Source organism: Pseudomonas sp., assembly GCF_049590575.1.
In the GTDB taxonomy this organism is placed as follows: Bacteria; Pseudomonadota; Gammaproteobacteria; order Pseudomonadales; family Pseudomonadaceae; genus Aquipseudomonas.
In genome coordinates this window covers 18,561-34,196 of the sequence record NZ_JBAWDE010000181.1, presented here as the reverse complement: position 1 = coordinate 34,196, position 15,636 = coordinate 18,561, and the positions used below count along the sequence as shown (strand labels likewise).

Below are 15,636 nucleotides of genomic sequence, written 5' to 3'. Positions count from 1 at the left end.
GACGAGCTGTGCGGGCAGCCGCTGCAGAAGTAATAACTGCGTGCCAGCAACTCGGTGTCGCCCTTGACCACTTGGTAGGCACGCAGCTCTTCAATGCGCAGACGCAGGCTGGGGCTGCTACCCAATTCGAGCAGGCGTTCACCCAGGGCGATAGCGATCTGGTTGGAATCGAGGGCCATTTCCGACTGGAACAGCGTCTGGCCCGCCTCATCCTGTTTGCCGACAATGACCGGGGCGCCAGCACGGCCGTAGAACTGCTCTTTGAGCTGGAATTCGAGCAGACTGCGCTTCTCCTCCACCACCAGGATTTTGTTCAGGCCTTCGGCAAAATGTAGCGCGCCTTCAGGTTCCAGAGGCCAGACCATCCCGACCTTGTAAATGCGCAAGCCCATGACAGCGGCGGCCTGTTCGCTCAGGTTCAGGTCGTCAAGTGCTTGCAGTACATCCAGGTAGCTTTTGCCGTGGGTAATCACGCCAAGCGTAGCGCCAGGGGCGTCAATGACTACGCGGTCCAGCGCGTTGTCACGGGCAAAGGCGCGCACCGCATTCAGCTTGTAGCGGTGCAGCCGCGCTTCCTGGGCGTGGGGGGTATCGGGCTGGCGGATATTGAGGCCATCCGGCGGCAGGGCAAAGTCCTGGGGGATATGGATCTTCACGCGGTTTATGTCAACGTCAATGGTCGCCGTAGCTTCGACGGTGTCCTTGACGCATTTGATGCCGACCCAGCAGCCGCTGTAACGCGACAACGCCCAACCGATCAGACCGAAGTCGAGGATTTCCTGGACGCCGGACGGGCTGAGTACCGGAATCATGGCGTCGACCATGGCAAATTCGCTCTGGTGGCAGGTACTGGACGATTCGCAGGTATGGTCATCGCCCATCAGCACCAGCACCCCGCCCAACTGCGCGGTGCCCGCGAGGTTCGCATGCCGGAACGCATCACCGGTGCGGTCAACGCCGGGGCCCTTGCCGTACCACATGCCGAACACGCCGTCGTACTTGCCCTCACCGCTCAGGTGAGCCTGTTGCGCCCCCCAGATGGTGGTGGCCGCCAGATCTTCGTTGATACCCGGCACAAACAGGGTGTGGTGCTGCTCAAGGTGCTTTTTCGCCTTGTCCAACTGATCATCCAGACCGCCCAACGGCGAGCCCCGATAGCCGGAAATGTAGCCGGCCGTGTGATGGCCCTCTTGCTGATCACGCTGACGCTGGGTCATCGACAATCGAACCAGGGCTTGGGTGCCGGTGATGAAAATACGCCCTTGGGAAAGCGTGTATTTATCGTCGAGCTGGACGGTCTTCAGGGTCATCATTCAACTCCCCCCTTGGTTGGGGTATTTATTGTTTTTAGTTAAGAGCAGGCGCGACTTGACCTCACGCGGCTGCATGGAGCGGCCGCGCGTCTTACGTCTGTCTTGGGGCTAAGCGGTAAGAGGGCTGGCTAGCCCGGCGAACGCCACATCGTGTAGAGCACCAGCGTGGAGAACACACCAATCGCCAGCCCTGCCGCGAGTGAAATCTTGACCCCCATGACGCCACCGAAGAAGCCCCCCATCAGGAGCGCCAGCAGCAGGTAAACACTGTCGCTGCGTTTGCGATGAGGGCGAATGATCAAACTCAGATAGAGGGTCATAACCTTGCTCCGTAGCGATGACAGCCTGGATCAGCCGTCATGTGGAGCTGACTTTATCGGCTGGCGCTGCAATTGGATTGTACGTTTGTAGGTCCGTACCTGGTCGTCGATACGTGCCAGGTGTACTGCCGGTCCAGCCGCGAAAGGCACGGTGAAACACCGCTGTGGAATCAAACCCCAAGCCCAAGGCAATCTGCGTGATGGAAAGATCTGTGTGGATCAACTGCTGCACGGCGATGTCTCGGCGTAGTGCGTCCTTGACCATCTGGTAACTGGTGCCCTCCTCCTTGAGCCGGCGCGTCAACGTACGGGTGGACAGCAGAAGCGCGGTCGCCGCGCCCTGGATGGTGTCAGCCTGCTTGAGATGGGCCAGCAGGTATTGTCGCACCTGTTGCGCCACCAGGCGCTCCTTGAGCGTGGTGAACAGCCAGTAGCGTGGGGCTTCGCGCAGGAACGGCAGCAACTCGGCCTTGCTGCGACGAAACTGCAGTGCACCCCACGCAGCGTCGAACGATAACGCCGTGCACGGCTGCTCGAAACGGATGGGGCCAGGGAACATATGCATGTATTCCGACGCATATACCGGCGTGGCGAAGGAGAACGCCACGCTGTGCAGCGGGATCTCCTGGCCGGCCAGCCATGACGCCACGCCGTGCGCCAGTTTCATCATCAATTCGTGCCCCCAGCGTTGGGCGTTGGCGCCAGGATCGCGTGCCTCCAGCGAGATAACAAGTTGGCCGTCGTGCTCGCTGTAGCCAAAACGATAGTCGTCCAGCAAGAGGTTCCAGAACCGTGTGAAGCGGTACATCGCGTTCCCCAGCGAGCGAGCATCCAGCAGGCTCGAACACAAATACTTGAGCGTGCCGCTGCGCATGCGCCTGGAAAACTGCCCCATCACTTCATCATCGGTGCCCAACGCAACCTGCTGGTACAAGCGCACGAACTGGTCGTAGGTCACCCGCGCGCCCGGCGCCTCAAGCAAGTGCCCGGCAATGCCTGCGGCGCCGACGAACGCACGGATATCGCCCTCGCTGCAGATGTTAAGAGCCCCTTGCAGCAAGCCTTGAACGAAGGTCATGGGTAAGGTGTTGTCCACGGGATGCTCCACCTGCTGCACTCCTCTGTTGACGGCTGACATGGCGCGATATGCAAACTATTCGGCGGATCGGGTTATTTCAAGACCCCGGTCACGCTGGCTAAGCTAGGCCAAATTCAATATCTAAAGCAACCTAACTCGAATGGCCACCTTAAAAGGGTCGTCATTGTCTGGCCGTTAATGCAAATCTACGGAGTCTGAACCATGCCGTTTGAAACCCTGCTGCTGGAAGTCCATGAGCGTGTGGGCCTGATCACGTTGAACCGCCCTAAATCACTCAATGCCATCAACACCCAGGTGATCACCGAGCTGAACATGGCCCTGGATCAGTTGGAAAAGGACCCGGCGATCGGCTGCATGGTCATCACCGGCTCCACCAAAGCCTTTGCCGCTGGTGCCGATATAAAGGAAATGGCCGAGTTCACGTACCCCCAAGTGTTTCTCGATGATTTCTTCTCGGCCGCCGACCGCATTGCCAGTCGCCGCAAGCCACTGATCGCCGCTGTGGCCGGCTATGCCCTGGGCGGTGGCTGCGAACTCGCCCTGATGTGCGACTTCATCTACGCGGCCGACAATGTGCGTTTCGGCTTGCCGGAGATTACCCTGGGTGTGTTGCCGGGCGTGGGTGGTACCCAGCGCCTGACCCGTGCGATTGGCAAAGCCAAGGCCATGGAAATGTGCCTGTCGGGGCGCCATATGGGCGCAGAAGAAGCCGAGCGCGCCGGCGTGGTCGCGCGCGTTTTTCCGGCTGAAACACTGCTGGAGGAAACCCTCAAGGTCGCCAGCGCCATCGCCGAAAAATCCCTGCCAGCCACCATGTTGGTCAAGGAAAGTATCAACCGCGCCTTCGAGTCCAGCCTCAGTGAAGGCGTGCGTTTTGAGCGCCGGGTGTTCCATTCGTTGTTTGCCACTGCCGATCAGAAGGAAGGCATGGCTGCCTTCGTCGAAAAACGGGCGCCGCAGTTCAAACACTGCTGATAGGCCGAGGACTCAGCATGAGCAGCACAGAAATTGAACCCTCGATTCTGGCAACCGTCCGTAATCGCATAGGCCACCTGACCCTGAACCGCCCGCAGAGCCTCAATGCGCTGACACTCACCATGGTGCGCCTGCTCCAGCAACACCTGCACGCCTGGGAGCAGGACCCGGACGTGGTGGCAGTGGTCTTGCGCGCGGCTGGCGAGAAGGCCTTCTGCGCCGGCGGCGATATCCGCATGTTGTACGAAAGCCAACAAGTAGCTGATGGCGTGCACCAGGTGTTCTTCGCCGAGGAATACGCGCTGGATGAATACATTCATACCTATCCAAAGCCAGTCCTGGCGCTGATCGACGGCCTGGTACTAGGGGGTGGCATGGGACTGGTCCAAGGCGCGAGCCTGCGCGTGATCACCGAGCGCACCCGAATGGGCATGCCTGAAGTTGCGATCGGTTTTTTCCCCGATGTCGGCGGCAGTTATTTCTTGTCGCGCCTGCCGGGCGCTTTGGGCGACTACCTCGGCGTAACGGGTGTTCAGGTGCGCGCTGCCGACGCCCTGTATGCCGGGCTCGCAGACTGGTGCATCAGCAGCACGCAGATCGCGGAGCTGGATCACTGCCTGAACAACATGAGTTGGCCCCAGCAACCCGGACAAGCGTTGCGGTCGCTGATCGCCACACTGGGTGTCAATAAATTCCCTGGGTCGGAGCTTAAGGCAATGCAGCCCGCCATTGATCAGCACTTCTCGCACCCAGACGTGCAGTCGATTCACGCAGCACTCCAGGCAGAAACGACGCCGGAGTTTCAGGACTGGGCCGAAGAAACGGTCGATGTCCTAAATAGCCGGTCGCCTATGGCGATGGCCATCACCCTTGAGCTGCTGCGCCGTGGCCGCGAACTGTCTCTAAGCGATTGTTTTGCCCAGGAGCTGCAACTCAACCTTCGGTGGTTCGCGGCGGGAGACCTGATGGAAGGCGTTCGCGCACTGCTCATCGATAAGGACAAAACCCCAGTCTGGCGTCCGGCGACCCTGGCCCAGCTTGAGCCTGCACAGGTGCAGGATTTTTTCTGCGACTTCGCCGCCGGCGCTGCTCGCCGCTATCCAGGAGCACTGGCATGCACGATCTAGAACTGAGCGACGAACAACGCATGATCCGCGACATGGCCCGCGATTTCGCTCGTGGCGAGATTGCCCCCCAGGCCGAAGCCATGGAGAAAGCCGGCTGGATCACGGATGAGCTGGTAGCTCAAATGGGCGACTTGGGTCTGCTCGGGATGGTCGTGCCCGAGGAATGGGGCGGCACCTACATCGACTACGTGGCCTATGCCCTGGCCGTGGAAGAAATATCCGCAGGCGATGGTGCAGTGGGGGCACTGATGAGCATCCACAACTCGGTGGGCTGCGGCCCGGTCCTGAACTACGGCAGCCAGGTCCAAAAGGATCAGTGGCTGGTGGATCTGGCCAGCGGCAAAACCATCGGCTGCTTTTGCCTGACCGAACCCCAGGCCGGCTCAGAGGCGCATAACCTGCGGACCCGCGCAGAACTGCATGAGGGGCACTGGGTGCTCAATGGCGCGAAGCAGTTTGTCAGTAACGGCAAGCGGGCCAAGCTGGCGATTGTGTTTGCGGTCACGGACCCTGCGCTGGGCAAGAAAGGCCTGTCGGCGTTTCTGGTACCCACTGACACCCCAGGTTTCAGCGTTGAGCGCAGTGAGAAAAAGATGGGCATTCGCGCCTCCGATACCTGCGCCGTCACCCTGAACGATTGCCGTATACCCGAAGGCAACCTGCTCGGCGCACGTGGCAAGGGCTTGTCGATTGCCCTGTCCAACCTGGAAGGCGGGCGCATCGGCATCGCCGCCCAAGCGCTGGGCATCGCCCGCGCGGCGTTTGAGGCGGCACTGGTGTATGCCCGCGACCGCGTGCAGTTCGGCAAGCCGATCAACGAGCACCAGAGCATTGCCAACTTGCTGGCCGACATGCACACACAACTCAATGCCGCACGCTTGTTGATCCTGCACGCTGCACGCCTGAAAAGCGCGGGCCTTCCCTGCCTGTCCGAAGCCTCCCAGGCCAAGCTGTTTGCCTCGGAGATGGCAGAGCGCGTGTGCTCCAAAGCCCTCCAGATTCATGGCGGTTATGGCTACCTGGAGGATTACCCGGTGGAGCGCTATTACCGCGATGCCCGTATTACTCAGATCTACGAAGGTTCCAGCGAAATCCAGCGGTTGCTGATTGCCCGCGAGCTGGCGAACTACTCGATCTGACTACCCCTCGAACCTTTACTTCTCAAAACGGGAGCCTTCCATGGCCCACACAGATGTGTTCTTCGTTGGCACGGCGCGTACCGCCATCGGCAGTTTTGGCGGCAGCCTGAAAGATGTGCCACTGGTTGACCTGGCCACCGTCGCCGTCAAAGGCGCCTTGATCCATGCCGGGATCGGTGGCGAGCCTATCGGCCACGTTGTCATGGGCAATGTGGTGCCCACCGAGCCCCGGGATGCCTACCTCTCCAGAGTCGCGGCGATGGGTGCCGGGATACCCCAGGAAACCCCGGCCTTTAACGTCAATCGCCTGTGTGGCTCCGGGCTGCAAGCCATCCTGAATGCAGCGCAGGGCATTCTGCTGGGGGATTATTCAGTGGCCGTAGCCGGTGGCGCGGAGTCCATGAGCCGTGGCCCCTACTTGCTGCCCGGCCTGCGCTGGGGCAGCCGTCTGGGTGATAGCCAGGCCGTGGATTACATGAATGGCATCCTGCATGACCCGTGGAAGCGCACGCACATGGGCGTGACCGCCGAAAATATTGCCGAGCGCTATGGCATTACCCGTGACATGCAGGACTGTCTGGCCCTGCAGAGCCAGGAACGCGCTGCTCGCGCGGTAAGCGAAGGCCGATTCAAGGCGCAGATCGTCCCGGTTGAGGTGCAAGTCAAGCGCCAGACGGTGCTGTTCGATACCGATGAAAACGTGCGCGCCAATCTCGACCTCGCACAACTGGGCCGAATGCATGCGGCGTTCCAGAAAGGCGGAACGGTCACCGCCGGCAATGCCTCAAGCCTCAACGACGGCGCGGCGGCTGTGGTGCTGGCAAACGCCAGCGCGATCCAGCAACACAACCTGCAGCCCCTCGCGCGCCTGGTCGCGTATGCCCATGCCGGTGTCGATCCGGACTACATGGGCATCGGCCCTGTTCCGGCGACCCGCCTGGCCCTCAAGCGCGCCGGCTTGAGCATCCAGGACATCGATGTGATTGAGTCAAATGAAGCCTTTGCGGCCCAGGCCTGTGCCGTGGCGCAGCAACTGGAGTTTGACCCGGACAAGGTCAATGTCAATGGTTCGGGCATCTCCCTCGGGCACCCGGTGGGGGCGACCGGTGCAGTGATTGCAATCAAGGCGATCCATGAGCTGCAACGCAGTGGCGGGCGCTATGCCCTGGTCACCATGTGCATTGGCGGTGGCCAAGGGAGTGCCGCCATTCTTGAGCGGATGTAACCCACCGGTCGGCTTTTGCCCCGCAAAAACCGCCAGGCCAGGTTAAACCCACAAACGTCCAAGCCAAACGGCGTTGCCTCTGCTTATGCTCTGCCCGACAACAGCGGTATCGCCTCGGTGCGCCAACATGCAAAACGACCAACCGAAACAAGACTGGGTGAAACACGCAGCGCCGACCTCAAAAGTAGAGCGTTTTGAAGCCTATTTCGGTTCGCACGCGTTTGATCCGCACCGACACGATACCTACGCAATCGGGCGGACCCTGTCGGGCGTACACCGCTTTCACTATCGGGGCGAATCCAAGCTGTGCCTGCCCGGCGAAACCATGATCATTCACCCGGATGAATCCCATGATGGTTGCGCCGGCTCCGACGCTGGTTTCCACTATCGCGGCGTGTATGTGCCGCCCTCGCTGGTTCAAGACATCATCAAGGGCAGCGCCCTGCCCTTTTTCGGCGCCGGTATCACTCAGAATCAGCAACTGGCGGTGGCCGCCGACGCACTGCTCAACACACTGGATGCTGACCTGGACTCCATGGCCGAGGATGACGCGCTCTACACGTTTGTCATCACCCTCGCCAGCGTCGCCAGCAGTGACCTTGTCAGTACGTCCCATCACTTTGCGGCTGCTGCCATCGCGCGCGAATACATCGACGACAACCTCGACCAGGCAATCACCCTCGATGACCTCGCTCATTGCGCCGGGCGCGACCGCTGGAGCCTGTCGAGTGACTTCCGCGAGTTTTTCGGCACCAGCCCCCATCGCTATCTGACGCTGCGTCGCCTCGATCGCGTAAAGGCTCTCGTCCAGGCCGGGCAAGGGTTGTCGGATGCGTCGATCGAAGCCGGCTTCTTCGACCAGAGTCATATGACCCGGCACTTCAAGAAGGCCTTCGGCCTTTCCCCCACGCGCTGGTGCAGCCCGCGAAAACCTGAGGGGCAGGCGCCGCGATGAACTGGCGGGTTATGCAAGTTAATCGGCGCATCGGGTTATTTAAATGCCAGTGACGCACTGGATAAGCTAACGCCACCTACACCGGACATGACGTCCTCATCACACCTGCAAGGCTGAGTCCGACATGCACCCCGCACGTGATGGAAACGCTGCGGGGCGTAATGCAGCACCCGCTGTGCGCAAGCACGGCAACCCAATAACAAAAAACTCCAGCCAATAACAATCAAGGTATCAAGGAGCTCAACATGTCATTGCACCCTGCCTATCAGGCGTTGCGCAGCAGCCCGCGTTATCGCGAACTGGTCCGGCGCCGCGCTCGCCTGACCTTCACCCTCAGTGCCATTGTGTTAGCGCTTTATTCGCTGTTTGTGGCGGCGGTGTCCTGGTTCCCCCATGTCCTGTTGCATGTGCCTGTAGGCGGTGGCATCACGGTGGGGATCTGGTCGGCACTTATCCTGATTTTCGGCTCCTGGCTATTGACCGGGCTGTATGTGTTTCGCGCCAACCACGTATTCGACAAGCTGAACCAGGCGCTGCTGTCGGAGGTGCAACCATGAAGGCCCCTCGCCTGTTATTAGCCACGGCGGTGCTTTGCCTGTGCAGCTTTGCGGTCCTGGCTCAAACCAGCCAAGCCGTTGCGCGTCAGCCCAACATGACTGCCATTGCGATTTTTCTGGCCTTCGTCGTGACCACCATCGGCATCACCTACTGGGCGGCTGGCCGCACACGCTCAGCGGCGGATTTCTATACCGCCGGCGGCGGCATCAGCGGTGTACAAAACGGCTTTGCGATTGCCGGTGACTACATGTCCGCCGCCGTGCTGCTGGGCGTGTCGAGCATGGTGTTTTCAACCGGTTTCGACGGCATGATCTACTCGGTCAGCGCGATTCTTGGCTGGCCCTTGATCATGTTCCTGATGGCCGAGCGTCTGCGCAACCTGGGGCGCTACACCCTGGCCGACATCATCGCCTACCGCCTCGACCCGGTGACCACTCGCTTGTTTTCGGCGTTCAGCTCGTTCGTCATCGTATGTTTCTACCTGATTGTGCAGATGGTCGGCGCCGGGCAATTGATCAACTTGCTGTTCGGCCTCGACTACGAAGTCGCGGTGGTCTGCGTCGGTGTGCTGATGGTGGTGTACGTCACTTTCGGCGGCATGGTGGCGACCACCTGGGTGCAGATCATCAAGGCCGTGCTGTTGCTCAGTGGCGGCATCCTGCTGACCGGGCTGGCATTCCAGCACTTTGGCTTCAGCATGGAGCGCATGATTGACAGCGCCGTCGCGACACACCAGAGCGGAAAGCTGATTCTCGGGCCGTTGAAGATCGCCACGGACCCGGTGTCGATGATTTCCCTGTCCCTGGGGCTGCTGTTCGGCATCGCCGGTTTGCCGCATATCATGATGCGTTTTTTCACCGTTCCGGACGCCAAGGCGGCGCGCAAATCGGTGTTGGTGGCCTATGGCTTGATCGGTCTGTTTTTTATCCTGGTGTGCATCCTCGGCACCGCTGCCATCAGCATCGTCGGCACCGACCCCAGCTACTTCGACCAAGGCGTGATCGGCGGGCCACTGGTGGGCGGCGTAAATATGGCAATCATGCATCTGGCGCAAGCCTTGGGCGGTGATTTGATGTTCGGCTTCCTCGCCGCCGTCGCCTTCGCGACGATCCTGGCCGTGGTGTCGGGCCTGGCGCTTGCCGGCGCGTCCGCCATCTCCCATGACCTCTACGCCAACGTGTTGTGCAAGGGCAAACCCGACAGCGGCAAGGAAATGCGTGTCAGCCGTTGGGCCACCGTGATCCTGGGTGTGCTGGCAGTTGCGTTGGGGATTCTGTTCAAGGGGCAGAACGTGGCGTTCCTGGTGGCGCTGGCCTTTGGTATTGCGGCCTCGTCAAACTTCCCCATTCTGCTGCTGGCCATGTACTGGAAAGGTCTGACCAGCCGTGGCGCACTGTGGGGCGGGCTGAGCGGTCTGGTCAGCTCCCTGGCGCTGGTGCTGCTGTCGCCGGGGGTATGGGTCAAGGTACTGCATCACCCAGAGGCCTTGTTCCCGTACGACTACCCCGCCCTGTTCTCGATGCCGCTGGCCTTCGCCGTCGCGTGGGGCGTTTCCTGCCTGGATCGCAGCCCGAGCACAACTACCGAACGGGATGCCTATGAGCAGCAAAGCGTGCGTGCCGAAACCGGCTGGGGGGCTGAGAAAGCCGCACAACACTGAAAACTTCTTGCGGGAGCGTGGCGCAATCGCGTCACGCTCCTTTTTTTGCGTTATGGGGAGGCCGACGATGCCTGTTTCTGAGCGACGATCGCATTTCGTACAGTACCGCCCTCAGGTGCTGGAACTGCTGGCCAGCAAAGGTTTCAGTCAGGTCGGCATGCGTGAACTTGCCTCCTCCCTGGGCCTGTCACCGGGTGCGCTTTATCACCATTACCCCAGTAAGCAGGAGCTGTTGTTCGACCTGATTGAAGAGCTGTATGAGGAGTTGCTTGCCGCCGTCGCCAGCGTGAGGCGCGCAGCAGTAAAAAAGCCGGAAAAACTCAACCTGTTGATCCAGGTACACCTGCGCCTGCATGCAGAAATGCCGTGGCACTTGCGCCTGGCGGAGCGGGACATTGGGTGCTTGACCGAAGAACAACAGCAGCGTCTGTACAGGCTGCGTGAAGACTACGAAGGCGGACTTTATATGACCTTGGGCGCACCTGTCCAAACCGTTGATCCTCAAGCAGTACCGATTGCCAGAATTATCGCAAACTTGCTGCAGTGTGCACCCGCCTGGCTGACGGGTTTAGCGTTGAATCAGCACCAACAGCATGAATTCCTGCAAGATTTCCTCACGACGGCAATAAATAAGTTGCTAATACACAAACGTACAAGTGTCAGTCGTTTAGTTTAGAAAACACATAAGTGATTTTTTGAATTCTGACATTTTTATCACGCCTTGCCCTGCGCATAATCCTCGCTGACAGAAACATGTGACTGCATAACCAACACACTTTTTCCGTATTTTCGGAAACGCTGCCAAAACAATAAAAACAGGTAGAGACAGTGAACATCACAGACACGCGAGTCCGCAGTATCCTGATCGCCGGCGTATTGTCGCTATCGTCTTACTCCGCCCAGGGCAATTCTTTCTATTCCTTCGGCGACAGCCTCACCGACAATGGCATTTCTGTGCGTGAATTTGGCGCAGCCATCGGCAACGCGCCTGGTCGCTACCCGGGCGCGGATGGGAAATTCACCAATGGCAACACATGGGCCGAAGTACTACCCGGCCTGTCCGGGCTGGCCTTCAGCGATACCAACGGTTATGCAATCGGCGGCGCAAAGAGCGGATATACCGGTTTTGACGACGCCTTGGTGGGGGCGCCCACCGGTTTTCTGACCCAAATAGAAAAGTTCAGCGGTGACGTGGTCAGTGGAAAAAAATCCTTGAGCAAAAATGATCTGATTGGCATCTGGATTGGCACCAACGATATTTTCGATGATGCGTCCCTCGCCGCATTGGATACCTACGTCAGCAATATAGAAACCGGCATCCGAACACTTCAGGCACTGGGTGCACATAACTTTGTGCTGATCGGTTCTGATGACGTCTCGTTATTGGCAGCCCCGTCGCTTGCGGCAGACCCGGCCCTTGAAGCGCTTTCAATTAGTGCCAAGACCTTCAACCAGAAACTGCTGGCGCTTAATATTTCCAACGTCAACATCTACTATTTCGATGTACTGAGCTTGTTGAAAAACACGGTCAGTGACCCCGGGAAATATGGTTTCACTCATATCACCAGCCTGGATAATTGCGAGGCCAACCAATGCGACAAACTGTCCCTTGCGCAACAGAACACCTATTTAATGAAGGACAGCATTCATTACACCGATCGCTTTGAAAGACTGATTGCAGGTTATATCGCCAATATCATCAATGCTCGAAACACCCTCAGCGTGCAATCGACCATGGTCGGTTCGGCAGGCGCCAACTTTCTTCAACCGCTGATTAGTCGATATGACCTGCGGGGTATCGATATTGAGGCGCGTAATCAGGCTTCACCCTGGACCGTTTTTATCAACGGTGGCGTCGCTAATGGGGCCGACCATTCGCAGATGCCTGGGCCTGGGCTCGACCCTGGAAAAGACACCTTCAAGAACAACGCCCTCAGTATCGGTGTCGACTACCGACTCTCAAGTGAATGGACGCTCGGCGCGGCTATTAACTACTCAGATATAGAATCCAGACAAGCAAGCGAAGGTGGCAGCAACACCGCATTGCAGATGGGCCAGGCCGCGGTCATGGCGAGCTTTGCCGCACAAGGGACATTTATCAACATGGGGTTGGCCTATGGCGCCGGCCAATTCGATATCTCACGGGCAGGCGTGTTCGACAACTTGGCTGCCTCACCCAATGCCAATGTGCTGAGTGCCGCAGTGCGTGCCGGCCAATGGTTTCACTTTGAGTCCGTTGAGTTGGCCCCGGTGGTCGGCTTGGATTACTGGCGCAGCAGGATCAGTGGCTACACTGAGCAAGGCGATTCGCTGCTGCGCATGGGCGTGCGCGGCCAGCAATACGAACAGCTGAACGCCAGCCTTGGCGGGCAGATCGGCAAGCGCGTCAACAGCCACGGGGTATCCGTTGAGTCACTGCTGCGCCTTACCGCAGAGCGGGCCCTGACCGACAGTGATCGAACCCTTGAAAGCTATCAACGCAACGCGCCCAATTTCAACATCAAAACACCTGTCAACGGGGCGAACGAAAGACCGTTCGGGCGGCTGAGCGCGCAAGTCGATATCCACCTGCCCTCAGGATGGGGCTTGAACTTGAATGCGATGGGTACCTTCGGCAACCAGCAGGATGATCGCTCGATAATGGCTGGCTTTAGCTACGATCTCTGACTCGGGTCATGGACTTTCCGACTGGCGATCGATGTGCATTAGCCCTACATTAGGGCCGATCACAGCCCGAGGAGCCGTCATGACACCCCCACAGGACAAAGGCACCACCTCCATTGCCCTGGTGCATGAAGCGTTGCATAGCGCCCGACACAGGTGTCTTGACCTGTCCGTGGCCCTGGCCAACGCAGAGATAGACCCACTGTTGCTCGACGCGCCAAAAGCCAGGGTGTCGGCGACCGCCTTCGCCCGTCTGTGGGTAGAGTTGGCCGACCTGCTGGACGACGAATTCTTCGGCATCGACAGTCATCCCATGCGCCGCGGCAGCTTCAAGCTGATGTGCCAGGCGCTGCTCGACTGCACTACCCTCGGCCATGCTTTGCACAGAATGCTAGCGTTTCTGAGGCTGGTCCTGGATGACGTGCATGGCGAACTCGTGGTCAAGGACGACAAGGCGTTTATCGTTTTGCATGACAAGGGCGTACTGCGCCGCCTATTTGCCTACGGCACCTGGTTTATCCTCGTACACGGGCTTGCCTGCTGGCTAGTCAACCAGCGTATTCCCGTGCACAAATTGAGCTTTCGCGCGTCCAAGCCCGCGGATCAAAGCGATTACCGCATGCGCTTCTGCGAAGACATCGACTACGACGCCTCTACAACCTGGATCAGCTTCGACAAAAAATGCCTGGATATGAAAATCAGCCAGTCGGGCGCCACCTTGGGCCCGTTTCTCAAGGAAACCCCTGCCAGCCTCCTGGTCAGATACCGCAACGACGACAGCCTCAGCGCACAGATACGACGTTACCTGCGGGGTTTGGCCCCGGAGTGCTGGCCCGAGCGCGATGACCTCGCCGGGGTGCTGCATATGTCCAATTCCACATTGCAGCGCCGCTTACAAGCCGAAGGCACGCACTACCAAAACCTCAAGGACGACCTGCGCCGCGACATGGCGATTGACCTGCTCTCCCGTGGAGAAATGACAGTCACACAGGTCGCGACCGCCACCGGTTTCCAGGAAACCAGCGCTTTTCACCGCGCGTTCAAGAAGTGGACTGGCGTGAGCCCCGGGGCGTATCGACGCGGTCACCTCGACGAATAACCCCCTTCACATTCCCCCCTCTCTCTCACCCCTTGCATGCCCAAACAGCTCACGCACATTGATGCGCCCAGGCATGGGCGACACGCGGACGCCTTCCTAGAATGTGGCGAAGTGGACTTCACCAACAACAATAAAATTGAAGGAGACACGCCATGCCACCAGTGAACGTCTATACGCTCGCAGGCGAATCAACATTCAACGGGTTCCACCGGCTTATTCTGTTCTGGTGTGTGCTGATCCTGATAATCGATGGGTATGACCTCGCCGTGGTCGGTGCCGCACTGCCCGCCATCATGCAGGACATGGGCATTGACGCAACCAGTGCAGGGGTCATGGCCGGTTCGGCGCTGCTGGGTACGATGCTCGGCGCGATCTTCCTGGGCACCTTGGCAGACCGCATCGGCCGACCGAAGATGATCGCCATCTGCGTCGCCCTGTTTAGCCTGTTTACCGCTGCAGCGGGGCTGACCAGCGACCCCTTCAGCTTCAGTGTTTCGCGCTTCATTGCCGGCCTCGGCATTGGCGGCGTACTACCGATTGTGACCGCACAGATGGGCGAGTTTTCGCCGGCCAAGCTGCGCACGCGCCTTGTCACCCTGGTGTTCGCCGGTTACTCGGTGGGCGGCATTCTGGTTGCGCTCACCGGTAAGCACCTGATCGAGAGCCATGGCTGGCAGTCGGTGTTCTTTGTGGCAGGGCTGCCGGTGCTGCTGATTCCGCTGATTTTGAAGACGATGCCGGAGTCCATGGCGTACCTGCTCAAACAAGGCCGCCAGGCTGAGCTGCGCACCATTGTGCTGCGAATCAACCCCACGCTTGAGCTGAGCGATGAGACGCTGCTGGCCGGTCATCCGGCAGAGGCCAAGGCCGCCCTCGATAGCCCGATCAAAGGCCTGTTCAGCGAAGGGCGCGGTTTCAGTACCCTGATGATATGGGCGGCGTTCATGACCGGACTCTTCATGGTCTACGCGCTCAACTCCTGGCTGACCAAATTGATGGCGATGTCCGGCCACAGTCTTGGCTCGGCATTGAACTTCGTCATTGTGTTCAACGTTGGGGCGATTGTGGGTGCGATCGGCGGCGGCTGGTTGAGCGACAAGCTCAATATCAAGCATGTGCTGATTGCGTTTTATGTCGTCGGAGCACTGGCGCTTACTGCGATGGCCTTTACTCGCTCCACCGAATTGCTGTTTGTGGTGGTGTTCATTGTCGGCGCCTCGACGCTGGGGACGCAGTTGATTGCCTACGCCTATGCCGGGGATTTCTACCCAACGCCAATCCGTTCAACAGGCGTAGGGTTCGCATCCGGGGTTGGCCGAATCGGCGCAATCATCGCCCCGGTGCTGATCGGCTGGCTGGTGTCACTGGCCCTGCCTCTTGAACAGAATTTCATGGTGATCGCGTTGGCGGGTCTGCTTGGCGCCCTGGCGGTTACCTTTGTCAATCAGTCACGGGCCGACTCACAAAGGGTCAGCAAGTTAGCGGTACTCACGCGCTGAGCC

At 59.3% G+C, this 15,636-nt stretch carries 13 protein-coding genes and 1 pseudogene; 11 read left to right on the top strand and 3 right to left on the bottom strand.

Annotated elements, in window-relative coordinates:
• The 3 genes and pseudogenes from WBR57_RS12785 to WBR57_RS12775 all read right to left on the bottom strand — a co-directional run.
• A pseudogene (locus tag WBR57_RS12785) lies at positions 1-1,310 on the bottom strand (indolepyruvate ferredoxin oxidoreductase family protein); the annotation flags it as partial.
• 131 nt (positions 1,311-1,441) lie between these two features.
• Positions 1,442-1,633, bottom strand: coding sequence for a hypothetical protein (locus WBR57_RS12780; RefSeq protein ID WP_122538586.1), 192 nt, complete (start codon positions 1,631-1,633; stop codon positions 1,442-1,444).
• A gap of 37 nt (positions 1,634-1,670) precedes the next feature.
• A complete protein-coding gene (locus WBR57_RS12775; RefSeq protein ID WP_240055780.1) occupies positions 1,671-2,729 on the bottom strand; it encodes an AraC family transcriptional regulator in 1,059 nt (352 codons plus the stop codon).
• Positions 2,730-2,933: 204 nt separating this feature from the next.
• On the opposite strand from WBR57_RS12775, the gene WBR57_RS12770 reads away from it, so the two are divergent.
• The 11 genes from WBR57_RS12770 (at position 2,934) to WBR57_RS12720 (ending at position 15,633) form a co-directional block, all read left to right on the top strand.
• Positions 2,934-3,707: an enoyl-CoA hydratase gene (locus tag WBR57_RS12770; protein ID WP_122538582.1), complete on the top strand. Its 774-nt coding sequence runs from the start codon at positions 2,934-2,936 to the stop codon at positions 3,705-3,707.
• A 17-nt stretch (positions 3,708-3,724) separates the two neighbouring features.
• Complete coding sequence (locus WBR57_RS12765; protein ID WP_122538580.1) at positions 3,725-4,834, top strand: enoyl-CoA hydratase/isomerase family protein; 1,110 nt, start codon at positions 3,725-3,727, stop codon at positions 4,832-4,834.
• Complete coding sequence (locus WBR57_RS12760) at positions 4,822-5,973, top strand: acyl-CoA dehydrogenase family protein (protein ID WP_122538578.1); 1,152 nt, start codon at positions 4,822-4,824, stop codon at positions 5,971-5,973. The genes WBR57_RS12765 and WBR57_RS12760 overlap by 13 nt, the downstream gene beginning before the upstream one ends.
• 40 nt (positions 5,974-6,013) lie before the next feature.
• On the top strand, positions 6,014-7,198 hold the full coding sequence (bktB, locus tag WBR57_RS12755) for a beta-ketothiolase BktB (protein ID WP_122538576.1): 1,185 nt from the start codon (positions 6,014-6,016) through the stop codon (positions 7,196-7,198).
• A gap of 127 nt (positions 7,199-7,325) precedes the next feature.
• Positions 7,326-8,153: an AraC family transcriptional regulator gene (locus tag WBR57_RS12750; RefSeq protein ID WP_122538574.1), complete on the top strand. Its 828-nt coding sequence runs from the start codon at positions 7,326-7,328 to the stop codon at positions 8,151-8,153.
• A 245-nt stretch (positions 8,154-8,398) separates the two neighbouring features.
• On the top strand, positions 8,399-8,710 hold the full coding sequence (locus tag WBR57_RS12745) for a DUF485 domain-containing protein (protein WP_122538572.1): 312 nt from the start codon (positions 8,399-8,401) through the stop codon (positions 8,708-8,710).
• Positions 8,707-10,371: a cation/acetate symporter ActP gene (actP, locus tag WBR57_RS12740; RefSeq protein ID WP_154950122.1), complete on the top strand. Its 1,665-nt coding sequence runs from the start codon at positions 8,707-8,709 to the stop codon at positions 10,369-10,371. Before WBR57_RS12745 ends, actP begins: the two co-directional genes overlap by 4 nt.
• Before the next feature lie 67 nt (positions 10,372-10,438).
• Positions 10,439-11,047 carry a TetR/AcrR family transcriptional regulator gene (locus tag WBR57_RS12735; RefSeq protein WP_122539266.1) on the top strand — a complete coding sequence of 203 codons (609 nt, stop codon included), beginning with the start codon at positions 10,439-10,441 and terminating at the stop codon, positions 11,045-11,047.
• A gap of 152 nt (positions 11,048-11,199) precedes the next feature.
• Complete coding sequence (locus tag WBR57_RS12730; protein ID WP_122539265.1) at positions 11,200-13,038, top strand: autotransporter domain-containing protein; 1,839 nt, start codon at positions 11,200-11,202, stop codon at positions 13,036-13,038.
• Between the two features lie 79 nt (positions 13,039-13,117).
• Positions 13,118-14,134, top strand: a complete 1,017-nt coding sequence (locus tag WBR57_RS12725) for an AraC family transcriptional regulator (protein ID WP_122539264.1) — start codon at positions 13,118-13,120, stop codon at positions 14,132-14,134.
• Positions 14,135-14,286: 152 nt separating this feature from the next.
• Positions 14,287-15,633, top strand: coding sequence for an MFS transporter (locus WBR57_RS12720; protein WP_122539263.1), 1,347 nt, complete (start codon positions 14,287-14,289; stop codon positions 15,631-15,633).
• Positions 15,634-15,636 lie beyond the last annotated feature (3 nt).